General features: G+C 72.0%; 19 protein-coding genes and 1 pseudogene. 8 read left to right on the top strand and 12 right to left on the bottom strand.

Annotation, left to right across the window (positions count from 1 at the left end; all coding sequences use genetic code 11):
* Positions 1 to 35 precede the first annotated feature (35 nt).
* Complete coding sequence (locus tag ACZZ0J_RS14585) at positions 36 to 1,007, top strand: EamA family transporter (protein ID WP_463437504.1); 972 nt, start codon at positions 36 to 38, stop codon at positions 1,005 to 1,007.
* On the opposite strand, the gene ACZZ0J_RS14580 is transcribed toward ACZZ0J_RS14585, so the two are convergent.
* The 3 genes from ACZZ0J_RS14580 to ACZZ0J_RS14570 are packed head-to-tail and all read right to left on the bottom strand — an operon-like array spanning position 976 to position 2,511.
* Positions 976 to 1,953, bottom strand: coding sequence for an epimerase (locus tag ACZZ0J_RS14580; protein WP_463437503.1), 978 nt, complete (start codon positions 1,951 to 1,953; stop codon positions 976 to 978). The genes ACZZ0J_RS14585 and ACZZ0J_RS14580 overlap by 32 nt on opposite strands.
* Position 1,954: 1 nt before the next feature.
* On the bottom strand, positions 1,955 to 2,092 hold the full coding sequence (locus tag ACZZ0J_RS14575; RefSeq protein WP_463437502.1) for a hypothetical protein: 138 nt from the start codon (positions 2,090 to 2,092) through the stop codon (positions 1,955 to 1,957).
* A 35-nt stretch (positions 2,093 to 2,127) separates the two neighbouring features.
* Positions 2,128 to 2,511 (bottom strand): DUF4166 domain-containing protein, encoded by a 384-nt coding sequence (locus tag ACZZ0J_RS14570; RefSeq protein WP_463437501.1) that lies wholly within the window; start codon positions 2,509 to 2,511, stop codon positions 2,128 to 2,130.
* A gap of 47 nt (positions 2,512 to 2,558) precedes the next feature.
* Here ACZZ0J_RS14570 and ACZZ0J_RS14565 point away from each other — a divergent pair, with 47 nt between their 5' ends.
* Positions 2,559 to 3,479, top strand: a complete 921-nt coding sequence (locus ACZZ0J_RS14565; protein ID WP_123339948.1) for a cation diffusion facilitator family transporter — start codon at positions 2,559 to 2,561, stop codon at positions 3,477 to 3,479.
* 206 nt (positions 3,480 to 3,685) lie between these two features.
* On the opposite strand, the gene ACZZ0J_RS14560 is transcribed toward ACZZ0J_RS14565, so the two are convergent.
* Both ACZZ0J_RS14560 and ACZZ0J_RS14555 read right to left on the bottom strand, forming a co-directional pair.
* A complete protein-coding gene (locus ACZZ0J_RS14560) occupies positions 3,686 to 4,291 on the bottom strand; it encodes a hypothetical protein (protein ID WP_463437500.1) in 606 nt (201 codons plus the stop codon).
* Between the two features lie 82 nt (positions 4,292 to 4,373).
* Positions 4,374 to 5,501 (bottom strand): MFS transporter, encoded by a 1,128-nt coding sequence (locus ACZZ0J_RS14555; protein ID WP_463437499.1) that lies wholly within the window; start codon positions 5,499 to 5,501, stop codon positions 4,374 to 4,376.
* A gap of 203 nt (positions 5,502 to 5,704) precedes the next feature.
* Here ACZZ0J_RS14555 and ACZZ0J_RS14550 point away from each other — a divergent pair, with 203 nt between their 5' ends.
* The gene (locus ACZZ0J_RS14550; RefSeq protein ID WP_463437498.1) at positions 5,705 to 6,616 is read left to right on the top strand and encodes a LysR family transcriptional regulator; all 912 of its coding nucleotides are present in this window, start codon (positions 5,705 to 5,707) and stop codon (positions 6,614 to 6,616) included.
* Positions 6,617 to 6,688: 72 nt separating this feature from the next.
* On the opposite strand, the gene ACZZ0J_RS14545 is transcribed toward ACZZ0J_RS14550, so the two are convergent.
* The 6 genes and pseudogenes from ACZZ0J_RS14545 to ACZZ0J_RS14520 all read right to left on the bottom strand — a co-directional run bounded on the left by ACZZ0J_RS14545 (position 6,689) and on the right by ACZZ0J_RS14520 (position 12,868).
* Complete coding sequence (locus ACZZ0J_RS14545) at positions 6,689 to 7,432, bottom strand: hypothetical protein (RefSeq protein WP_463437497.1); 744 nt, start codon at positions 7,430 to 7,432, stop codon at positions 6,689 to 6,691.
* A complete protein-coding gene (locus tag ACZZ0J_RS14540; protein WP_463437496.1) occupies positions 7,422 to 7,955 on the bottom strand; it encodes an RNA polymerase sigma factor in 534 nt (177 codons plus the stop codon). Before ACZZ0J_RS14540 ends, ACZZ0J_RS14545 begins: the two co-directional genes overlap by 11 nt.
* A 122-nt stretch (positions 7,956 to 8,077) precedes the next feature.
* Positions 8,078 to 8,341, bottom strand: a complete 264-nt coding sequence (locus ACZZ0J_RS14535) for a hypothetical protein (RefSeq protein ID WP_111086912.1) — start codon at positions 8,339 to 8,341, stop codon at positions 8,078 to 8,080.
* Positions 8,338 to 8,997 (bottom strand): DUF308 domain-containing protein, encoded by a 660-nt coding sequence (locus tag ACZZ0J_RS14530; RefSeq protein WP_463437495.1) that lies wholly within the window; start codon positions 8,995 to 8,997, stop codon positions 8,338 to 8,340. Before ACZZ0J_RS14530 ends, ACZZ0J_RS14535 begins: the two co-directional genes overlap by 4 nt.
* A 144-nt stretch (positions 8,998 to 9,141) precedes the next feature.
* Positions 9,142 to 10,371: a hypothetical protein gene (locus ACZZ0J_RS14525; protein WP_463437494.1), complete on the bottom strand. Its 1,230-nt coding sequence runs from the start codon at positions 10,369 to 10,371 to the stop codon at positions 9,142 to 9,144.
* A gap of 854 nt (positions 10,372 to 11,225) precedes the next feature.
* Positions 11,226 to 12,868, bottom strand: a pseudogene (locus tag ACZZ0J_RS14520) (glycoside hydrolase family 13 protein).
* Between the two features lie 106 nt (positions 12,869 to 12,974).
* Between ACZZ0J_RS14520 and ACZZ0J_RS14515 the strand changes: the two are divergent.
* The 5 genes from ACZZ0J_RS14515 to ACZZ0J_RS14495 all read left to right on the top strand — a co-directional run bounded on the left by ACZZ0J_RS14515 (position 12,975) and on the right by ACZZ0J_RS14495 (position 16,840).
* The gene (locus tag ACZZ0J_RS14515) at positions 12,975 to 13,532 is read left to right on the top strand and encodes an NADPH-dependent FMN reductase (protein WP_463437493.1); all 558 of its coding nucleotides are present in this window, start codon (positions 12,975 to 12,977) and stop codon (positions 13,530 to 13,532) included.
* 152 nt (positions 13,533 to 13,684) lie between these two features.
* Entirely contained in the window at positions 13,685 to 14,197 is a 513-nt protein-coding gene (locus ACZZ0J_RS14510; protein ID WP_123339939.1) for a MarR family winged helix-turn-helix transcriptional regulator, read from the top strand.
* A gap of 119 nt (positions 14,198 to 14,316) precedes the next feature.
* Positions 14,317 to 14,823, top strand: a complete 507-nt coding sequence (locus ACZZ0J_RS14505; RefSeq protein ID WP_123339938.1) for a Dps family protein — start codon at positions 14,317 to 14,319, stop codon at positions 14,821 to 14,823.
* A gap of 8 nt (positions 14,824 to 14,831) precedes the next feature.
* Positions 14,832 to 15,632, top strand: a complete 801-nt coding sequence (locus tag ACZZ0J_RS14500; RefSeq protein ID WP_463437492.1) for an SDR family NAD(P)-dependent oxidoreductase — start codon at positions 14,832 to 14,834, stop codon at positions 15,630 to 15,632.
* A gap of 14 nt (positions 15,633 to 15,646) precedes the next feature.
* Complete coding sequence (locus tag ACZZ0J_RS14495; protein ID WP_463437491.1) at positions 15,647 to 16,840, top strand: NAD(P)/FAD-dependent oxidoreductase; 1,194 nt, start codon at positions 15,647 to 15,649, stop codon at positions 16,838 to 16,840.
* A gap of 99 nt (positions 16,841 to 16,939) precedes the next feature.
* Here the strand turns inward: ACZZ0J_RS14495 and ACZZ0J_RS14490 are convergent, their stop codons facing one another.
* A complete protein-coding gene (locus tag ACZZ0J_RS14490) occupies positions 16,940 to 18,019 on the bottom strand; it encodes an alpha/beta fold hydrolase (RefSeq protein ID WP_173169969.1) in 1,080 nt (359 codons plus the stop codon).
* Between the last annotated feature and the right edge of the window lie 44 nt (positions 18,020 to 18,063).

Below are 18,063 nucleotides of genomic sequence, written 5' to 3'. Positions count from 1 at the left end.
TGGTCCTACACCTTCGCAGCCACCACGATCGGAGCATGACCACCCGTGACCGCCTCCTCGCCCTGGTCGTCGCCGTCGTCTGGGGCCTGAACTTCCCCGCGACCGCGCTCGCCCTCGAGCACTTCCCGCCGTTCCTGCTCGCGGCCCTGCGGTTCACGATCCTGGCGATCCCGACGCTGCTGTTCGTGCCGCGGCCGAAGATCCCGTTCGGGCGGCTGCTGCTCGTCGGGTTCGGGCTCGGGGTGCTGCAGTTCTCGTTCCTGTACCTGAGCATGGCGTCGGGGATGCCGTCCGGGCTCGCCTCGCTCGTGCTGCAGGCCTCGGCACCGTTCACGGTGGTGCTCGCCGGCGTGTTCCTGCGCGAACGGCTCACCGGACGACAGGTCATCGGCGTGACGATCGCGGTCGCTGCCCTCGGCCTGATCGCCCTGCACCGGTCGCAGACGGCGGCCCTGCTGCCGGTGGTGCTGGCGCTGTGCGGTGCCCTCGGGTGGGCGATCGGCAACGTCGCGACACGACGAGCCGGAGCCGCGAACCCGCTGCACCTGACGCTCTGGTGGTCGGTCGTGCCGCCGATCCCGATGGCCGTGCTGTCGTTCGTGGTCGAGGGGCCGAACCGCATCGGTGCCGCACTCGGCACGGCCTTCACCGCGGGCGCCCTGCCGGCGGACCTCGGCCTGCTCTACATCGTGCTGGTCGCAACCCTGGTCGGCTACGGGATCTGGTCGCGGCTGATGGCGACCTACCCGTCGAGCACGGTCGCCCCGTTCTCGATGCTCGTGCCGGTCGTCGGTGTGCTCGCGTCGTGGGCGGCCTTCGGCGAGGTGCCCGACCTGGTCGAGGTGCTCGCCGGCGCCGTCGTGGTCGGGGCGGTGCTGTGGTCGTCGCGACCGGCACGCGCGTCGGGTCCGTCGCACTCGTCGCCTTCCGGGGTCCCGGTGCCGACGCCGGTCGACGGGATCCCGGTGCCGGTGCTCAGCCCCGGTGCTGGCGACGCTCCGCGATGATCCCGGCGAGCGCACCGCGCAGGTGCGGGTACCGGAACTCGTAACCCGCCTGGGTCAACCGCGTCGGCACCACCCACCGGCTCTTGAGCACCAGTTCGGTCTCGGTGCGGATGGCGAAGGAACCGACCTCGAGCATCCACCGCGGCGTCGGCAGTCCGAACCGCCGACCCACGGCGTCACGGATCGTCGCCATCACGGTCCGGTTGTCGGACGGGTTCGGGCTCGACACGTTCACCGGCCCCTCGAGCTCCGGGTGGTCGCGGACGAACCGGATCGTGCCGAGCACGTCGGCGATGTGCACCCAGCTGAACCGCTGGCGACCCCGGGTCGGCCGATGGTGGTGGTACGTCCCCGCCCGCAGCCGGGAACGCGTCGGCACCCAGGCCCCGTCGTACTGCGGCCCGCCGAGGCCCGCCTGCGCCAGTCGGATGAGCGGCACGAGGGCGCTGCCGTCGCCGAACACGATCGCCATCCGGAGCGCCACCCGACGGGTCGACGGCAGGTCGGCGCCGAAGAAGGCGTCCTCCCACGCGCGCGCCACGGAGACCGAGAAGCCCTCGCCGAGCTCGCCGGTCAGTTCGTCCTGGGGTCGGTCGTCGGCGTGCCGGTAGATCGTCGCGGTCGAGGCGTTCAGCCACAGCGGCGGCGGGTGCTCGGCGGTGCGGATGGCCTCGGCGAGCTCGAGCGTGGTGTCCACTCGTGAGCGCATGATCTCGGCGCGGTTGCGTCGGCCGTACCGGCAGTTCACGCTCTTGCCCGCCATGTTCACGACGAGGGCTGCACCGTCGACGAGCTCGCGGATGCGCAGGGTGTTGCCCCACACCGCGTCGCCCGTCCGGCCGACCGTGACGACCTGGTAGCCCTCTTCGGCGAAGGCGTCCCGCAGGTACTGCCCCACGAAGCCGCTCGCTCCCGCGATCACGACGCGGCCCTTCTGCTCGCTCATCTCATCCCCGTTCTGTGTCCGGCGCGATCTCGTACCGGAACGCCCCCTCGTACCGGTACAGCGTGCCGAGCACCGGCGCCGTGAGCACCAGGGACACGCGCTGCAGGTCCGCTTCGTCATCGAATCGTTCTGTGAGCATGACCCGCGGTGCGATGCGGGCCGGGCGCGGCCCGCTCAACGGCAACGCGCCAGCGTTGCGCGGGCCGCGCCGGGCGAGCCTGCGAGCCCGGACCACTCGCGTCCCAGCGCACGGAACGTCACGCGGGCGCGGACCGCGACCCGGGCCTCCCGGACCGCCTGCCCGCGACGGACGCGAGCCGGGCGGTTCTCGACCGTGAAGGGGACGTCCCGCTCCCAGACCGGGAACATGACGGAATCGCGGGCGAACACCGCGAGCAGCGGCCAGAACCACCGGCGGGGCGTGCCGACGACGTCGAAGACACCCTCACCGCGCCCGACGTGGCCGGGCGGGATCGCGCCGAAGTACGTCGACAGTCGTGGGTGCAAGCGGGCCAGCACGTCGGGCGGTGTGGACAGCTCGTAGGGCGACCGGGTCACGTCCCGATCCTGGCATGTCGTCGGTGCGGATCCCTACGATGTGGCACATGGGTCACGACCACGGCGCAGGGCACTCGCACGGGCACGCATCCGAGCGCGCGCTGCTCATCGCGTTCTGCATCTCGGCGACGATCCTGTTGGCCGAGGTCGTCGGCGCGGTCGTCACCGGCTCCCTCGCGCTGCTGGTCGACGCGGGGCACATGGTCGTCGACACCGGTGGGCTCGGCATCGGACTCGTCGCGACCCGGCTCGCCCGCCGCAGCCCGACGACGCAGCGCACGTGGGGCTTCCAACGTGCCGAGGTGCTCGGGGCCACGGCGCAGGCGGCGATCCTGCTCGCGGTCGGCGTCTTCGTGATCATCTCGGCGATCCAGCGGCTGTTCGTGCCCGCCGAGATCCACTCCGGGCCGCTGCTCGTGTTCGGGATCATCGGCCTCGTCGGCAACCTGGTGGCCTACGGCGTGCTGCTGCGGGCCTCGGGCGAGGGGTTCACCTCGCGCGCCGCACGGCTCGAGGTCCTCAACGACACCCTCGGTTCGGTCGCCGTCATCGCCGCCGCGATCGTGCTCATGCTGACCGGGTGGGAGCGCGCGGACTCGGTCGCCGCGATCCTGATCGGCCTGCTCATCCTGCCGCGGGCGATCCGGCTGCTGCGCGAGACCGCGAACGTCCTGCTCGAGTCGACGCCTCCGGGGCTCGACCTCGACGACGTGCGGGGACACATCCTCGAGCTCGAGCACGTCATCGCGGTGCACGACCTGCACGCGACCCTGGTGGCGACCGGGGTCCCGAACCTGACCGCGCACGTGGTGGTCGACGACGAGTGCTTCTCGACGGCGCACGCTCCGCGGATCCTCGACGAGCTGCAGCAGTGCGTGGCGGAGCACTTCGACGTGCCCGTGGAGCACTCGACCTTCCAGCTGGAGCCCGCGTCGCACCGGCGGCACGAGCACGAGGTGCACGCGTAGGGGTGCCGTGTGGGTGGCTGGCTCGTCGCACCCGCCGCATCTGTCGACGCGGAACGACTTCGTCGACGTCGTACGACATCGGCTTCGTCGTTCGTTGCACGCGCGCACTGTTGCCGGTGCCCCGAGACGACATCCTCGACGTCGTACGACATCGAGAGTGTCGTTCGGGGTCGGCGGACGCACTCACCCGCGCACGCCCGCCCGCGTCAGCAGTCGTCGGTGCGCGTCGGGTACGCCGTGATGACGCGGTCGGTGGTGGCGGAGACGATGACCTTCACGAACGGGTCCGCATCCGGACGCGACCCGTCGTCGAACCGCACCGGTGCCGCGTAGCAGACCTTGCCGTCGCCGGCGTCGACGGGGAACCCTGCGCGCGGTGACACCAGCGCCGTCTGCACGGCCGTGAGCATCGCGTCGTCCCAGTCGCGGGAACCGTGGCCCGCGACGACCTCCTGCCAGTCGGCAGTGTGCCGCTGCCGGATGTGCTCGTAGCCCTGTGCCGACGTGCCGCACTGCAGGGTGACCCGCCCGAGCGCCGCGGTGTCGTACTGGGCGACGGCCGCCTGGGTCGTGGAGTCGCACCGCGCCAGGGTGGTGTCGCCGGGCAGGTCCGGCCCGGTGCGGGTGATCGTGACGGTGCCGTCGCTGGAGGCGGTCGGCGCGTCGCTCGGCGTCCCGGAAGTCGATCCGGCACCGATGGTCGGGTCGTCCGCGCCCTGCCGCGCCGTCAGGAACAACCCGCCGGCGAGGAGACCGGCGGCCACCACGGCCGCGATCCCCGTGATCACGGGACGGTTGCGGTTCTGGGGCACGCGCCCAGTATGCCGGGCGTGCGCCCCGGACGACGGAACCAGGTTCCGGGATGCGACGGGCGGGCGGGAGGCCCGCCCCGCGTCAGGCGCGCGCGGCCAGTCGGGTGCCGGCGATGACGGCCAGGACGGCGACGAGCACCACGTACCCGATCAGGACGGGCAGGGTCGGGATCACCAGGAGCGCCGCCCCGACGGCCACGACCGGCACCGTCAACCCGGCGTAGGCGATGAGGAACGTGGCCGCGAGCACCCCGCCCCGACGCTCGGGACCGACCAGGGCTCCGGCGCTCGCGATGCTGGCCCGGAAGAGCAGCCCGACCCCGGCGCCCGCCACGACGCCACCGCCGATGAAGCCGGCGACCTGCAGCAGGACCGCGGCGACGGCGAGCACCGCCAGGCCGCCGACCAGGAGCACCATGCCGAGCCGGATCTGCGTGCGCTGCGTGAGTCGGGCGAACACGATCTGCGAGACGGCGCTCGCGGCGAACACCCCGAAGGTCGTCCCACCGGCCGCCAGCCGGTCGGTGACGTGGAACGTGGTGCCGAGGAACGTCGGGGCGACAGAGGTGAAGAGCCCCTGGACCGCGAGGGCCGCGAACGCCGCGGCACCGGCTGCCCAGAACGCGGCGGCCTTGCCCTCCGGTGCCTGCATGCGCTGCGGGCGGTAGGCCACGCGGGTCTCGGGCCGTGCGACGGTCTCCGGCACGACGAGGACGAGCACGAAGGCCACGGCCAGTGCGACGACGAACACGACGTACGGCACCATGAGCGGCGCTCCGACGAACTCGGCGAGCGCACCCCCGACGAGGGCGCCGAGCGACAGCCCGCCGAGGTTCACGGCACCGGCGGCGACGCTCGCACCCTTCGCCGAGTCGGACGAACCGGTCGCACGGACCCGCAGCTCACCGAGGTGGGCGGTCGCCGTGGCGGTGAGCGTCCCGACGCCGAGGCCGGTCACGAGTCGCGCGACGATGAGGCCGGTGACGTCGTTCCAGACCAGGAACAGCACGGCGGCGACGAGCTCGAGCGCGATCGACACGAGGATGAGCGGCTTCCGCCCGTGCACGTCGCTGAGGTGTCCGGCCAGGTACAGGGACCCGACGACCCCGACGCCGTACGCGGCGAAGATGATCGTGGTGGTGAACGTGGGGAAGCCGTCCCGTGCCTGGTAGATGACGTACAGCGGTGCGGGGACCGTCGCGAACGCCATCACCGACAGGAACGCGAAGGCGACGGCCCAGAAGCCGAAGCCGTGACGCCGACGGGTGTGCGCACGACGGCCACGGGGGCCGGGACACGCTCGCTCGCGGGAGCGGATGCTGTGGCGGGGAGAGCGCCCGTCGGGGTGTCGGTCACGGTTGACATGCTCTGATGATCGCGCGCCCCGAGCATCGAGTCCAACGGATGCTCTTGATGCCGTCCATCGATCGGATCGATGATGGGGCGATGGAGACCCGCCTGCTCGAACAGTTCGTGACCGTCGCCGCCGAGGGCAGCGTGACCCGCGCGGCCGAACGGCTCTGGGCGGCGCAGTCGACAGTGTCGGCCGGGATCGCCTCGCTCGAGCGGACCTTCGGCGTGCGGCTGTTCGACCGCACCGGACGGCACCTCGTGCTCACGACCGCCGGGGAGGACCTGCTCCCGCACGCCCGCGCGGTGCTGGAGTCGCTCGACCGGATGCGCGACCTGGCGACCGTGGACGACGCCGACCTGCGCGGACGGGTGCGGCTCGGCATCTTCACGAGCATGGACATCGTCGACCTGACCGGCGTGCTGCAGCGGTTCCGGCGGCGGCACCCACTCGTCACCGTGGAGCTCATGACCTCACCGTCGGGCACGACCGGGCTCGTGCAGGACCTCGTCGCCGGGCGGCTCGACCTCGCGTGCACGGGGCTGCCGACGGTGCCGGCCGGAGTCGTGGTCGAACCGCTGCGCGAGATGCCGTTCCGCGTCTTCACGGCGTCGGACCACCCGTTGGCCGGGCGCCGCTCGGTGTCGCTCGCCGACCTCGCGGACGAACCCTTCGTCGACACCGCGCACGGGTTCGGCAACCGGATCATCCTGGACGGCGCACTCGAACGGCTCGGGATCCGACGGCGGATCGTCGCCGAGATGAACGACATGCCCGCGGTCATCCGGTTCGCTTCGGCGGGGCTGGGGGTCGGGGTCGTGCCGGACTCCGGAGTGCGGCACGACGGCGCGGTCCTCGAGCTCGAGGACGCGGTCGAACCACTCCGCATCGGCCTGGCGATCCGCACGAGTCCGGAGCCGAACCGTGCGGTCCGGACGCTGGCGCGCGACATCGTGGCCGCGCGCGTCGTCTGACGCGGCGCCGGTGGGTGGACCCCACCGACGGACAGGAGGCACGGGGCGGGTCCGCCACGAGCCTCCTGGCCGTCAGTCCCCACACCTCCCCGACGACCGCACCCAGCAGGTTGTCGGTCGGGAAGCCGATCTGGTCGACGACGACGGAGCTGTCGCCGCGGACGTACAGGGTGTACGCCTTGGCGACGCCGCCGTCGAGGGTCGCTCGGAGCTGGCACAGTGTGCCGTCCGGACGCTCGGTGCAGGTGCCACCGGCCTCGTCACCGAACGTGTCGACCTGGTTCCGGGCCTGCTCTGCGGTCGTGGTGGAGACCGTGACGTACAGCACCCACCGTCCGCACCCGGCGCCCGCCATTCACAGCTGAGTCCGGTGGCGGCGGTGCCGTCGCCACCGTCACTCGAGCCGTCGACGTCCTGCTCGGTCGCGGTGATGTCCCCGAAGAACCGGGAGTACTCCGACGCCGGCACGACCGCGCGGCAGTCCGTCGGGATCGTGGCGGTGGTGTTCAGGGGCGTCGACGTCGCGGTGGGGCGTGGCGTGCCGGTGATCGGTGCGGAACTCGGGGTGGTGGCCGTCGGCGAGGGCTCGGGCGCCTGCGTCTGGGTGGGCGCGGCGACCGGGGTGTCCTGCTGCGAGAGCGTCAGCGCGACGGCTCCGGTAGCGGTACCGACGGCGAGCAGCGCGACGACGCCGATGACCACACCGGACCGACCACGACGGCGCTTCGGGCGCGGGGTGGCACGTTCGAGGACGTGCTGCTTCATCGAGACGAGCATGCGCTGCAGGTCGTCTCCCTCGGGAGGCTCAGTGTTCATCGTGCATCACCACCTTCTTGAGTCGGCGTCGATTGCGCGAGACGCGCTGGGTGACCGCCCCGACGCTGAGGCCCAGCAGCTCGGCGGCCTCGGCGTAGGAGTGCCCCTCGAGCAGGCAGAGCTCGCAGATGCGGCGGTCGACGTCGGGGAGCGCGGCGATCTCGGCCCGGACCCAGCGCAGGGTCTCGCGGGCCTCGTCGTGCTCGGCCGGCGACGAGAGGTGCTCGGGGAGGTCGTCCGCGCGGCGGCGGGCCTGCTTGCGCCCGGTGTTGAAGGCGTGGTTCCGGCAGACGACGAGCAGCCACGGCAGCACGGTGTCCGCCGGGAGCTCCAGCGCCACCGCTCGCTGCCACAGGGTCAGGAACGTGTCCTGCACGATCTCCTCGACGTCCGACCGGTCGTCGACGAGTGCCCAGGCGTACCGGGTGAGCGTGGCGGCGTAGCGGTCGAACACCCGTGCGAGCGCACCGGTGTCCCCCTGCGCGATCGCGCGGACGAGCGCCTCGTCCGTGTCGGTCGTCACGTCCACATCCCACCTCCTTCACCCAGAGGTGTCGGCAGGACCCGCGATCCTGACAGGACCGTGGCGGAAACGTGATCTCGGGCGTGTCCGACCGCGGTGCGATCAGCGGCGACCGCCGTGGATCAGTGGAAGTCGTCGCCCTCGCCGTCGCCGGGCGTCTTGTGCCCGCCGAGCATGTCGTTGTCGTCCTGGTCGCTCGTCGACGCGAGCTGGAGCATCGCCAACACCACGACGACGACGATGAACGCGACGCCGAGGAAGATCACGGCCAGCTGCAGTTCCCGCGTCGAGAACAGCACGACGAGTCCGGTGAACACCGCGATGATCGCGGAGATCCCGAGGAGCTCGACCGGGCGCAGACGGTCACGACGGCTGGGGGTGGTCATGCGTGTGGTGCTCCGTCCGGGGCGACGGCCGGCGTGGCCGTGCCCCACTTGTGCGAGAGGCCGGCGATCACGTGGAAGACCGCCGTGATGGCGAGGTAGGCGCCGAGCAGGCCGACCAGGACGATCGAGGCGTCGAGCGTGCCGGTGACCTGCTCCACACCACCGAGCTGCTGCGAGTAGTCCGGCGGGGTGATGAGGAACGCGATCGCGAGCAGCAGGGTGAGCGCGCCGATCGTGGTCCAGTCCCGCGCGAAGGGGGAACGACGACGAGCCCGCAGACCCTGTGCCAGCTCGAGCGCACCGGTGAGCACCGCGAAGGCGACGATGACCGAGATGAACGCCGGCAGCCCGAGGCCGTTGCCGGCGAACCCGGCGACGGCGGCGAGCAGGGTGATGACGGCCTGCAGCAGCGTGGTGCGGCGGGACCGACCGTCGAGCGGGAGCCGCGCGACACCGGCCCACAGGAGCACGAGCCCCTCGACCAGCGCGAAGCCCGCGAACAACAGCAGGCCGTAGCCGGCGGCGTGGTTCGTCGAGAAGGTGATGACGAGCGCGACGACCGCGGCGGGCACAGCCCGGAGGATCAGGATCGGCCAGTACCGCGCGCGTTGGGTCGCCTCGTTCACGGTGGTGGCGTCGTCCACGGTGTCGGACACGGGACCTCTTTCAGGCATGCGGATCGTGAGATCGATCCTACCGCCGCGGTGGCAGCCGACCGACCGCCGGGGGTCCGCAGCACTGAGGATGCTCGAATGCCGGCCGGGGTGGCGTCGCCCGGACGACGCCACCCCACCGCTGGATCAGGACCGTGGCTGGTCGTCCGTCACCACCGAACGCCGTCCACGCCGACGCGCGAGCCACCAGCAGGTCGAACCGGCCGCGACGACCACCGCGGCGAGCGCGGCGACCAGCCCGAGGTCCTCGACGCCGGTGTAGGCGAGGGCGCCCCGTGCGGCCTGCGGCGCCGCGTCGGTGACGGGGCCACGGGGACCCCGGTCGCCGTCGCCGTCGTCACCGCGGGGAGCATCCGGCACCGATGCCGCGTCGTCGGGGTCGGGCGCCGGGGTCGGGGACGGGCTCGGCGCGGGACCCTCGTCGTCCTGGTCGACGACGATCGCGACCTCGGTCGACGGGTCGCCGCCGTCCGGGTCCGTCGGGGAGGTCGCCGTGGCCACGTTCACCACGTCGGAGCCGTCCCCCTGGTACTCCGGATCGAGCACGGCCCGGAGCCGGAAGTCGTGGGTCTCCCCCACGGCGAGCGCGACGTCGGAACGGCAGGTCACCCGCTGCCCCTCGGCCGTGCAGCCGTCGTCGGACCCGACGAACCGCATCGCGTCGGGCAGGTCGTCCGTCGCGCCGACCTGCTGGGCGACCGATGGCCCACGGTTCCGTGCGGTCACGGTGTACACGACCTCGTCGCCGGGCTCGACGGTCGTGGGTGAGACGGACTTGTCCGTCTCGACGTGCGCCGCGGCCACGGCCGTGACGACCGTGGTGCTCGCCCGCGAGGCGTTGTCGGCTTCGTTCGTGTCGGACATCGACGACGGCGGGGCGATGGTCGCGACGCTCTCGAGCGGCCCCTCGGCGCCGTCGGCGATGCGCCCCTCGACGGTGACGACGGCCGATCCGCCGCGGGGCAGGGCGAGGTCCGTCTCGACGTCGCCCGCTCCTGACGCGACGGCGCAGCCCGAACCCGCTGCCGGCGCGCAGGTCCAGGTGGCGTCCTCGATGCCCTCGGGGACGTCCACCCGCAGTGGGCTCGGCTCGGCGTCGTTCGGACCGGGGTTCCGTGCGGTCACGGTGTACCGGACGGTGCTGCCGGCGACCGAGGTCGCGGGCAGGTCGTGCTCCACGGACAGGTCCGCCGGCTTCCGGACCCGGAGGGCGTCGATCTCGTGGGTGTTCACGTGGCTGCCGGTGGCGCCGGCGAACCCGAGCCGCAGCGTGCTCGGCATCGGCACCTGTCCGTCGCCGTGCAGCGGGACCCCGTCGAGCACGGTGCGCATCACCTGACCGACCTGCAGCCGCACCAGTCAGCGTGAGCTCGCCGTCCTCGCCCGGCAGCAGCGTGACGCGGACCGTGCGCGGCGTCGAGCCGGTCGTCACGGTGCCCCCGGGTGCCGGAGCCCCCGCGACGTAGCGGTAGCCGTCGTTCCCGTTGCCGGACCCGCGGACGACGACGTGGTCGGCCTGCGCCCTCGGCCCCGAGCCGTTGATCCGCGACGAGAAGTTGCCGTAGTGGTCGATCGCGATCGCGGCGAACCCACCAGGGACCCCGGGCAGGTCACACGCCTGTCCGCCGCCCTCGGTCTGCGTGCTCCGGCAGGCGTACCCGAGGCCGGCGCCGAACGCCCCGACCCCCTGCACGGCGGCGCCGTCGGCGAGGAAGAGCAGCAGGCCGTCAGCGCCGGGGTCGTCCTTGTCGGTGTGCATCGCGTAGTCGAACGCGATCTCGAGCCCGGTGCCCGACGGGAACGTGTCGTTCGTCGACCACGCCCCGGCCTGGTTCCGGACGTCGTCGGTCAGGCGGAGACGGCCGTCGACGATCGCGGCGTCACCGCTCAGGGTGCCACCGGCCGCGCTGGTGAACGAGTTGTCGTAGGGGAAGTCGAGTGTCGCCGCACTCGAGCCGGTGGGCAGGATCGCAGGAGCCGCGAGGACGGCGAGGGCGGTCAGCGCGGTGCACACCGTCGCGAAGCGACGGGCAGCCCGCGACCGGAGCGGGTCCGGGACGGATGTCGGAGCAGTGGGTTCTGTCATGTCCCGATCGTCGCGATCGAGCGGTCACCGCAGGTCGGGCCGAAGCCGATCTGTGGATCGCAGCCACGGGCCTCCTGGCTGTGGAGGAAGAGCTGTGGAGGAAGAACGGCCAGAGCTGGTCCGCTCAGGCCAACCAGACCGTCGTCTCGCCCGGCAGCACGCCGGCCGCGTCACCGAGCGGGCCGGACGCGACCACGACGTCACCCGACGGCAGCGGCACGGGCGTCGTGCCGAGGTTCGTGACCGACCGCCACCCGTCGTGCCGGGCGAAGGCGACCACGTCGTCGGGGGCGTCCAGCCAGGTGAGCTCCTCCCCCTGCTGCAACCGGCGACGAGCGTCGAGCGCTGCCCGGTACAGGGACAGCGTCGATGCCGGATCCCCGTCCTCCGCCTGCACCGACGACGCCCCGAAGTCCGCGGGCTGCGGCAGCAGCGGCGCGACGTCCCCGAAGCCGAACGACGGTCCGGAGGTCGTCCACGGGATCGGCACACGGCACCCGTCCCGGCCCTTGACGGTGTGTCCTGAGCGCAGCCACTTCAGGTCCTGCAGCTCGTCACGCGGGATCGCGGCGGCTTCGTGCAGGCCGAGTTCCTCGCCCTGGTAGACGTACGACGACCCGGGCAGCGCGAGCATCAGCAGGGTCGCGGCGCGGGCACGGCGGAGGCCCCGCTCGCGGTCGAGCTCGGGGGTGGTGCCGTCGGTCAGCAGCCACGCGTCGGTGTCGGTGTCGTCCGGCAGACCGTAGCGGCTGGCGTGCCGCACGACGTCGTGGTTCGACAGCACCCAGGTGCTCGACGCACCGGACTGCTCGGACGCCGCCAGGTTCCGCTCGATGATGCTCCGGAAGGCGGCAGCCTCGAACGGCGCCTCGAGCAGGTCGAAGTTGAACGCCTGCCCGAGTTCGGTGGGCCGGGCGTACAGGACGCGTCGCGGTGCCGGTGCCCAGGCCTCGGCGACGGCGGCCCGGGGCGGGTCGTACTCGTCGAGCACGGTGCGCCAGGACGCGAAGACCTCGTGCACCTCGTCGCGGTCGTACAGCGGGTCGGAGCCGTCGAGCGGCAGCGCGTGCTCGTTCGATGCGCGGTACGGCGTCGACAGGTCCTTCGCCAGGCCGTGTGCGACGTCGACCCGGAAGCCGTCGACCCCGCGGTCCGACCAGAAGCGCAGGGTGTCCTCGAAATCCGCGCGGACGGACGGGTTCGACCAGTCCAGGTCGGGCTGCTCGGGTGCGAAGAGGTGCAGGTACCACTGACCGTCCGCGACCCTCGTCCAGGCGCTCCCGCCGAAGTTCGACACCCAGTCGCTCGGCGGCAGTTCCCCGGCGGGACCGCTTCCGTCGCGGAACACGTACCGCGCCCGTTCCGGCGAGCCCGGTGCGGATGCGAGCGCCGCGCGGAACCACTCGTGCTCGTCCGAGGTGTGGTTCGGCACGATGTCCACGATCACCCGCAGGTCGTGCTCGTGCGCGGCCCGGAGCAGGGCGTCCAGGTCCTCGAGCGAACCGAGTCGCGGATCGACCGCCCGGTAGTCGGCCACGTCGTACCCGCCGTCAGCGAGGGCGACGGGAAGAACGGTGAGAGCCACAACGCGTCGACGCCGAGCGCCGCCAGGTACGGCACGCGGCTGGTGATGCCCGCGACGTCGCCCAGGCCGTCGGCGTTCGAGTCCGCGAAGCTGCGTGGGTAGACCTGGTAGACGACGGCATCGCGCCACCAGTCCGGGTTCGTCGTGCGGGGTGTGCTGGCCGGCGTCCGAAGCGTGCTCACGTCGCCACCGTACCCAGCGGTCTGGGAATAGCACGCCGTACGCTCGGATTGGTTGTCGCAGACACTTTTCCGTCCCAGAACAACGTCTCGAACCAGAAGGATCACCATGACGAACGTCCTCGCACTCGTCGGCAGCCTCCGTGCCGACTCCATCAACCGCAAGCTCGCCGAGGCCGCGGCGCACCACGCGCCGGAGGGCATCGAGGTCACCACGTTCGACGGCATCGTCGACCTGCCGTTCTACAACGAGGACATCGACGGCGACACCCCGCCGGCCGCCGCCGTCGCCTTCCGCGACGCGATCGCCGCCGCGGACGCCGTCCTGCTCGTCACCCCCGAGTACAACGGCACGATCCCGGCCGTGCTGAAGAACGCCCTCGACTGGGCATCGCGTCCGTTCGGCGCCTCGCCGCTGTCCGGCAAGCCGCTCGCCGCCATCGGTTCCGCGTTCGGGCAGTACGGCGGAGTGTGGGCTCACGACGACGCCCGCAAGGTCGCCGGCATCGCCGGTGCGAAGGTCCTGGAGGACGTCAAGGTCGCGATCCCGCAGTCGGTCGTCCGCTTCGCGGAGACCCACCCGCGCGAGGACGCCGAGGTCACCTCGCTCGTCCAGGGCGCGCTGCACGCACTCGCCGACGCCTCGACGGAGCAGGCCGCCGCGTAGAGCGACCGGGTGCGGTCGACCGCACCACAGGACGGACGGGAGGCCCGTGGCGACCCCGCCACGGGCCTCCCGTCCTGCATGCGGGAACGAAGCAGGCACACCCACAGGAAGTCGCTAGACGGCCTCCATACGAGACGGACTAGCCTGTGCCAATGGCAACGCAGGAGATCACCGAGGCGTCCGGGTACTGGTTCCCCGACGACGACGCGACCCAGCGCGGGGTGGCCGTGCTCAACGCCCTGCGACGCTACCGGGCCGCCGAGACCGCGATGCGCCGTCGCACCCGCGACTCGATGGGCATGGGCGAGACCGACCTGCTCGCCGTGCGCTTCCTGCTGCAGTCGCAGCGCTCGGGCCGCAGCATCAGCCCGAAGGACCTCGCCGCCTACCTCAAGATCTCGTCGGCCTCGACCACGATCCTGATCGACCGCCTGGTGAAGTCGAACCACGTGCGTCGCGACCCGCACCCCACCGACCGTCGAGCGCTCGTGATCACCCCGACGACCGAGACCGACGACGAGGTCCGCGCGACCCTCGGCATCATGCACCGCCGGATGATGTCGATCGCCGAGGGACTGCCAGCGGACGAGGCCCGCATCGTGGCGTCGTTCCTCGAGCAGATGCGCGGCGCCGTCGACCAGGTCGACCCGGCACCGGCCCACTGACCGGCGCGAACACACCCGGTCGAACGCTCGGGGGACAGTGCGGTTCCGTGCGCACTGAGAGTGGTCTCGGCCGCACCGCGTAGACCGGACGGGTCACCGACGCGAAAGGAGCCACCACCATGCACGCTTCGGACAAGATGGCCAAGAACCTCCAGGCGGTCCTCGTGGACCTCATCGACCTGCACCTCCAGGGCAAGCAGGCCCACTGGAACATCCTCGGCACGAACTTCCGCGACCTGCACCTGCAGCTCGACGAGATCGTCGATGCCGCACGCGAGTTCGCCGACGACACGGCGGAGCGCATGCGCGCCCTGTACGCCGTGCCGGACGGACGCTCGAGCACGGTCGCCGCGTCGAGCCACCTCGACCAGTTCCCAGAGGGCGAGATCACGACGCACGACGCCATCGACCAGGTGACGCTCCGCCTCTACCAGGCGACCGGCACCATGCGCGACGTGCACGACGAGGTCGACGAAGAGGACCCGACGACCGCGGACCTGCTCCACGGCTTCATCGAGCGCCTCGAGCAGCTCGCGTGGATGGTCTCGGCCGAGAACCGCGCACCGAGCACGCCGCTGGCCTCCGCCACGACGCCCGCCGTCGCCGACGCCTCGGCGCACGCCTAGCGGGCCCCGTGGACCTCGGCATCCAGGGCAAGACCGCTCTCGTCTTCGGTGCCGACTCCGGCATCGGTTGGAACACGGCTCGCATCCTCCTGGCGGAGGGTGCGACCGTCGTCGTGAGCGACCTCGACCAGGCGCAGCTCGACAACAGCGCCGACCAACTCGAGGCGCCGCTCGGCAAGCTGCACGCGTTCGCCGCCGACGTCACGAGCGCGGCGAGCCTGGCGGACCTGCACGGCAAGGTGCGGGACGCCGTCGGCGCGATCGACATCCTGGTGCAGTCCTCGGGCGTCACCGGCGCCCAGGGACTGTTCCACGAGATCGACGAGCAGGGCTGGGCCGACACCATCGACGTCGACCTGATGGGTCCTGTCCGCATCACGCGCGAGTTCATCGGCGACCTGCGGCAGGGCGGTTGGGGCCGGATCGTGTACCTCGTGTCCGAGGACGCCTCGCAGCCCTACGACGACGAACTGCCCTACTGCGCCGCGAAGGCGGAGGTCCTGTCGTTCGCGAAGGGCCTGTCGCGCACCTACGCGCAGGAGGGCGTGCTCGTGAACACCGTCAGCCCCGCGTTCATCCACACGCCCATGACGGACGCGATGATGAACAAGCGGGCGAAGGAGACGAACCAGAGCTTCGAGGACGCGATCACGAGCTTCCTCGACGAGGAACGTCCCTACATGGAGCTGAAGCGCCGCGGTGAGCCGGAGGAGGTCGCGAACGTCATCGCGTTCCTCTGCTCCGATCTCGCGAGCTTCGTCAACGGCTCCAACTACCGGGTCGACTCCGGCTCGGTCGCCACGATCTGACGCCGGGAGGCACCGTGACCGACTACCGATACCTCATCATCGGCGGCGGGATGGTCGCCGACGCCGCAGCCCGCGGTGTCCGCGAGCTCGACGCCGACGGCACGATCGGCATCCTCAGTGAGGACGTCGACCGGCCCTACGCCCGCCCCGCCCTGTCGAAGAAGCTGTGGACCGACCCGGACTTCAGCTGGGACGAGAAGGTCGACCTGCACACCGAGGAGACCGGGGCGTCGTTCGTCCTCGGCACCGCGGTGACGGGGATCGACCGGGCCGCGAAGACCGTGACCACGGCCGACGGCCAGACCCACGGCTACGAGCGGCTGCTCATCGCGACCGGCGGCAAGCCCCGCGGGTTGCCGGGCCTGGAGCCCTCGGACCGCGTGCTCGACTACCGCAGCGCCGACGACTACCGGAAGCTCCGCGAGCTCGCCGACGCCGGGGCGCACGTGGTCGTCGTCGGTGGCGGCTACATCGGTCAGGAGATCACCGCGGGGGTCGTGCAGAACGGCGCCCGCGTCACCCTGGTCGACCCCGACGACATCGTGGGCGGCCGGATGTTCCCGGACGACCTCGCGCGGGCGTTCCAGCAGCGCTTCGCCGACGCCGGCGTGGACCTCCGACTCGGACGCCGGGTCGAGTCCGGCACGCAGACGGCCGACGGGGTCACGCTCACGCTCGACGACGGCTCCGTGCTCGAAGCGGACGCCGTGGTCGCCGGACTCGGCATCGAGCCCGCCACCCAGCTCGCCGCCGACGCCGGTCTGACCGTGCGCGACGGCATCGTGGTCTCGTCGACGCTGCTCACCGACGACGACTCGGTCTTCGCGGCCGGCGACGTCGCCGAGTACCCGGACCGGATCCTCGGGACCCGCCGGGTCGAGCACGTCGACAACGCGCAGCAGCAGGGTCGGCAGGCGGGCCGGAACCTCGCCGACGCCGACGAGACCTACGACCACACGCCGATGTTCTACTCCGACGTCTTCGACATGGGGTACGAAGCGGTGGGGCAGGTCTCCACGAAGCTCCGCACGGTCGAGGACTGGCAGGACCCCACCGTCACCGGTGTCGTCTACTACCTGGACGACGACGACCTGGTTCGCGGCGTGCTGCTCTGGAACGTGTGGGACAAGACCGACGAGGCCCGCAAGGTCCTCGCCGAGGCGCACGCGCTGACGCCCGACATGCTGCCGGGCCGCATCACGGCCTGACCGGCGCACGGGTCGCCCTGGACGCGACCGACGGGAGGCCCGGTGCCGGTTCTCGGCACCGGCCCCGGGCCTCCTGTCCGCTGTGTGCAGTGCCCGGTGTCAGCGGTTCGGGTCAGCCTCGGGTGCGACGGCGTCGACGACCGCCTTGCGGTCGGCGGGGTCGACCGGCAGGTCGTCCCCGTCGGCCATCGCGACCGCGTGGGCGGACTTCGCCGCCTCGAGCGTCTCGTCGTCGTTCTTGGCCATGCCGACCAGTTCGACGAAGCGCGACTTCACGAGCATCCACGCCTCGCTCGGGCTCAGGCGCGACAGGTCGGACGCCGTCGAGTCGTCGCGCACCCGCTGCAGCGAACCGACCCCGCGGTCCGGCAGCCGGTGGTCGACGTGTGCGACCGCCAGCTGCGCGACCGCGTCCGCCTGGGCGTGCATGACGGAGTGGGCACCGTCGACGACCTCGCGCAGCACCGCGTAGGGGAACACCCGTGCGAGCCGCCGGATCCAGTCCCGCGGGACCATCGCGTCGTGCTCGCCGCGGACGATGAGGGTACGCGCCTGCACGTGGGCGGCGCGCTCCTCGATCGGGAACGCGATCATCCGGGGCAGCACCTTCGAGAACCAGTGCCATCCGCACAGCGCGTACGCCGTGATGCCGTGCCACCGGACCGCCGAGGGCTCGTGCAGGGTCGACCGCAGGAACCGGAACGCGGACTGGCGGACCGTGCGCGCGTGCGAGTCGACGACCGGGCTGATGAGCACGAGGTCCGAGATCTCCGGGTGCCGCGCCGCGACCTCGGTCACGACCTGGGTGCCCATCGAGTGGCCGACCAGGACCGGGTCGACCAGGCCGAGGTCGTCGATGACCTTCTCGACGGCGTCGGCGTACCGCTCGATCGAGACCTTCCCGCGGAACCGGGGAACGCCCGCGAAGCCGGGCAGGTCGAGGGCGTGCACCGGGCCGTTCTCGTTGAGGTGCGGGGCGAGCCGCTCGTAGTAGGTGGCCGCGATGCCGAGGCCGGCGACGAGCAGGAACGCGCGCTCCCCCGGCTCGCCGATCGAACTCACGCGGACGTACGTGCCGTCGACCGCGACCCGGTCCACCTCGACGGTGACGTCGGCGTTCTCGGCCTCCGCGAGTTCGCTGGCCGGGTCCGGGGTGGCTGCCGTGCGCTCGTCGTTCACGTGGGTCTCCTCGGGTCGGGCGAGCGCCCACGATACCCGCGGAC

The sequence above is a fragment of the Curtobacterium sp. AC272 genome (assembly GCF_979258155.1).
This window is presented reverse-complemented; position numbering and strand designations above follow the sequence as displayed.

Bases quoted from the DNA above. Each gene is read 5' to 3' on its own strand.
- ACZZ0J_RS14585 (WP_463437504.1), top strand. From the start codon at position 36: ATGACCACCCGTGACCGCCTCCTCGCCCTGGTCGTCGCCGTCGTCTGG.
- ACZZ0J_RS14580 (WP_463437503.1), bottom strand. From the start codon at position 1,953: ATGAGCGAGCAGAAGGGCCGCGTCGTGATCGCGGGAGCGAGCGGCTTC.
- ACZZ0J_RS14575 (WP_463437502.1), bottom strand. From the start codon at position 2,092: ATGCTCACAGAACGATTCGATGACGAAGCGGACCTGCAGCGCGTGTCC.
- ACZZ0J_RS14565 (WP_123339948.1), top strand. From the start codon at position 2,559: ATGGGTCACGACCACGGCGCAGGGCACTCGCACGGGCACGCATCCGAG.
- ACZZ0J_RS14555 (WP_463437499.1), bottom strand. From the start codon at position 5,501: ATGGCGTTCGCGACGGTCCCCGCACCGCTGTACGTCATCTACCAGGCA.
- ACZZ0J_RS14550 (WP_463437498.1), top strand. From the start codon at position 5,705: ATGCCGTCCATCGATCGGATCGATGATGGGGCGATGGAGACCCGCCTG.
- ACZZ0J_RS14545 (WP_463437497.1), bottom strand. From the start codon at position 7,432: ATGAACACTGAGCCTCCCGAGGGAGACGACCTGCAGCGCATGCTCGTC.
- ACZZ0J_RS14535 (WP_111086912.1), bottom strand. From the start codon at position 8,341: ATGACCACCCCCAGCCGTCGTGACCGTCTGCGCCCGGTCGAGCTCCTC.
- ACZZ0J_RS14515 (WP_463437493.1), top strand. From the start codon at position 12,975: ATGACGAACGTCCTCGCACTCGTCGGCAGCCTCCGTGCCGACTCCATC.
- ACZZ0J_RS14510 (WP_123339939.1), top strand. From the start codon at position 13,685: ATGGCAACGCAGGAGATCACCGAGGCGTCCGGGTACTGGTTCCCCGAC.
- ACZZ0J_RS14505 (WP_123339938.1), top strand. From the start codon at position 14,317: ATGCACGCTTCGGACAAGATGGCCAAGAACCTCCAGGCGGTCCTCGTG.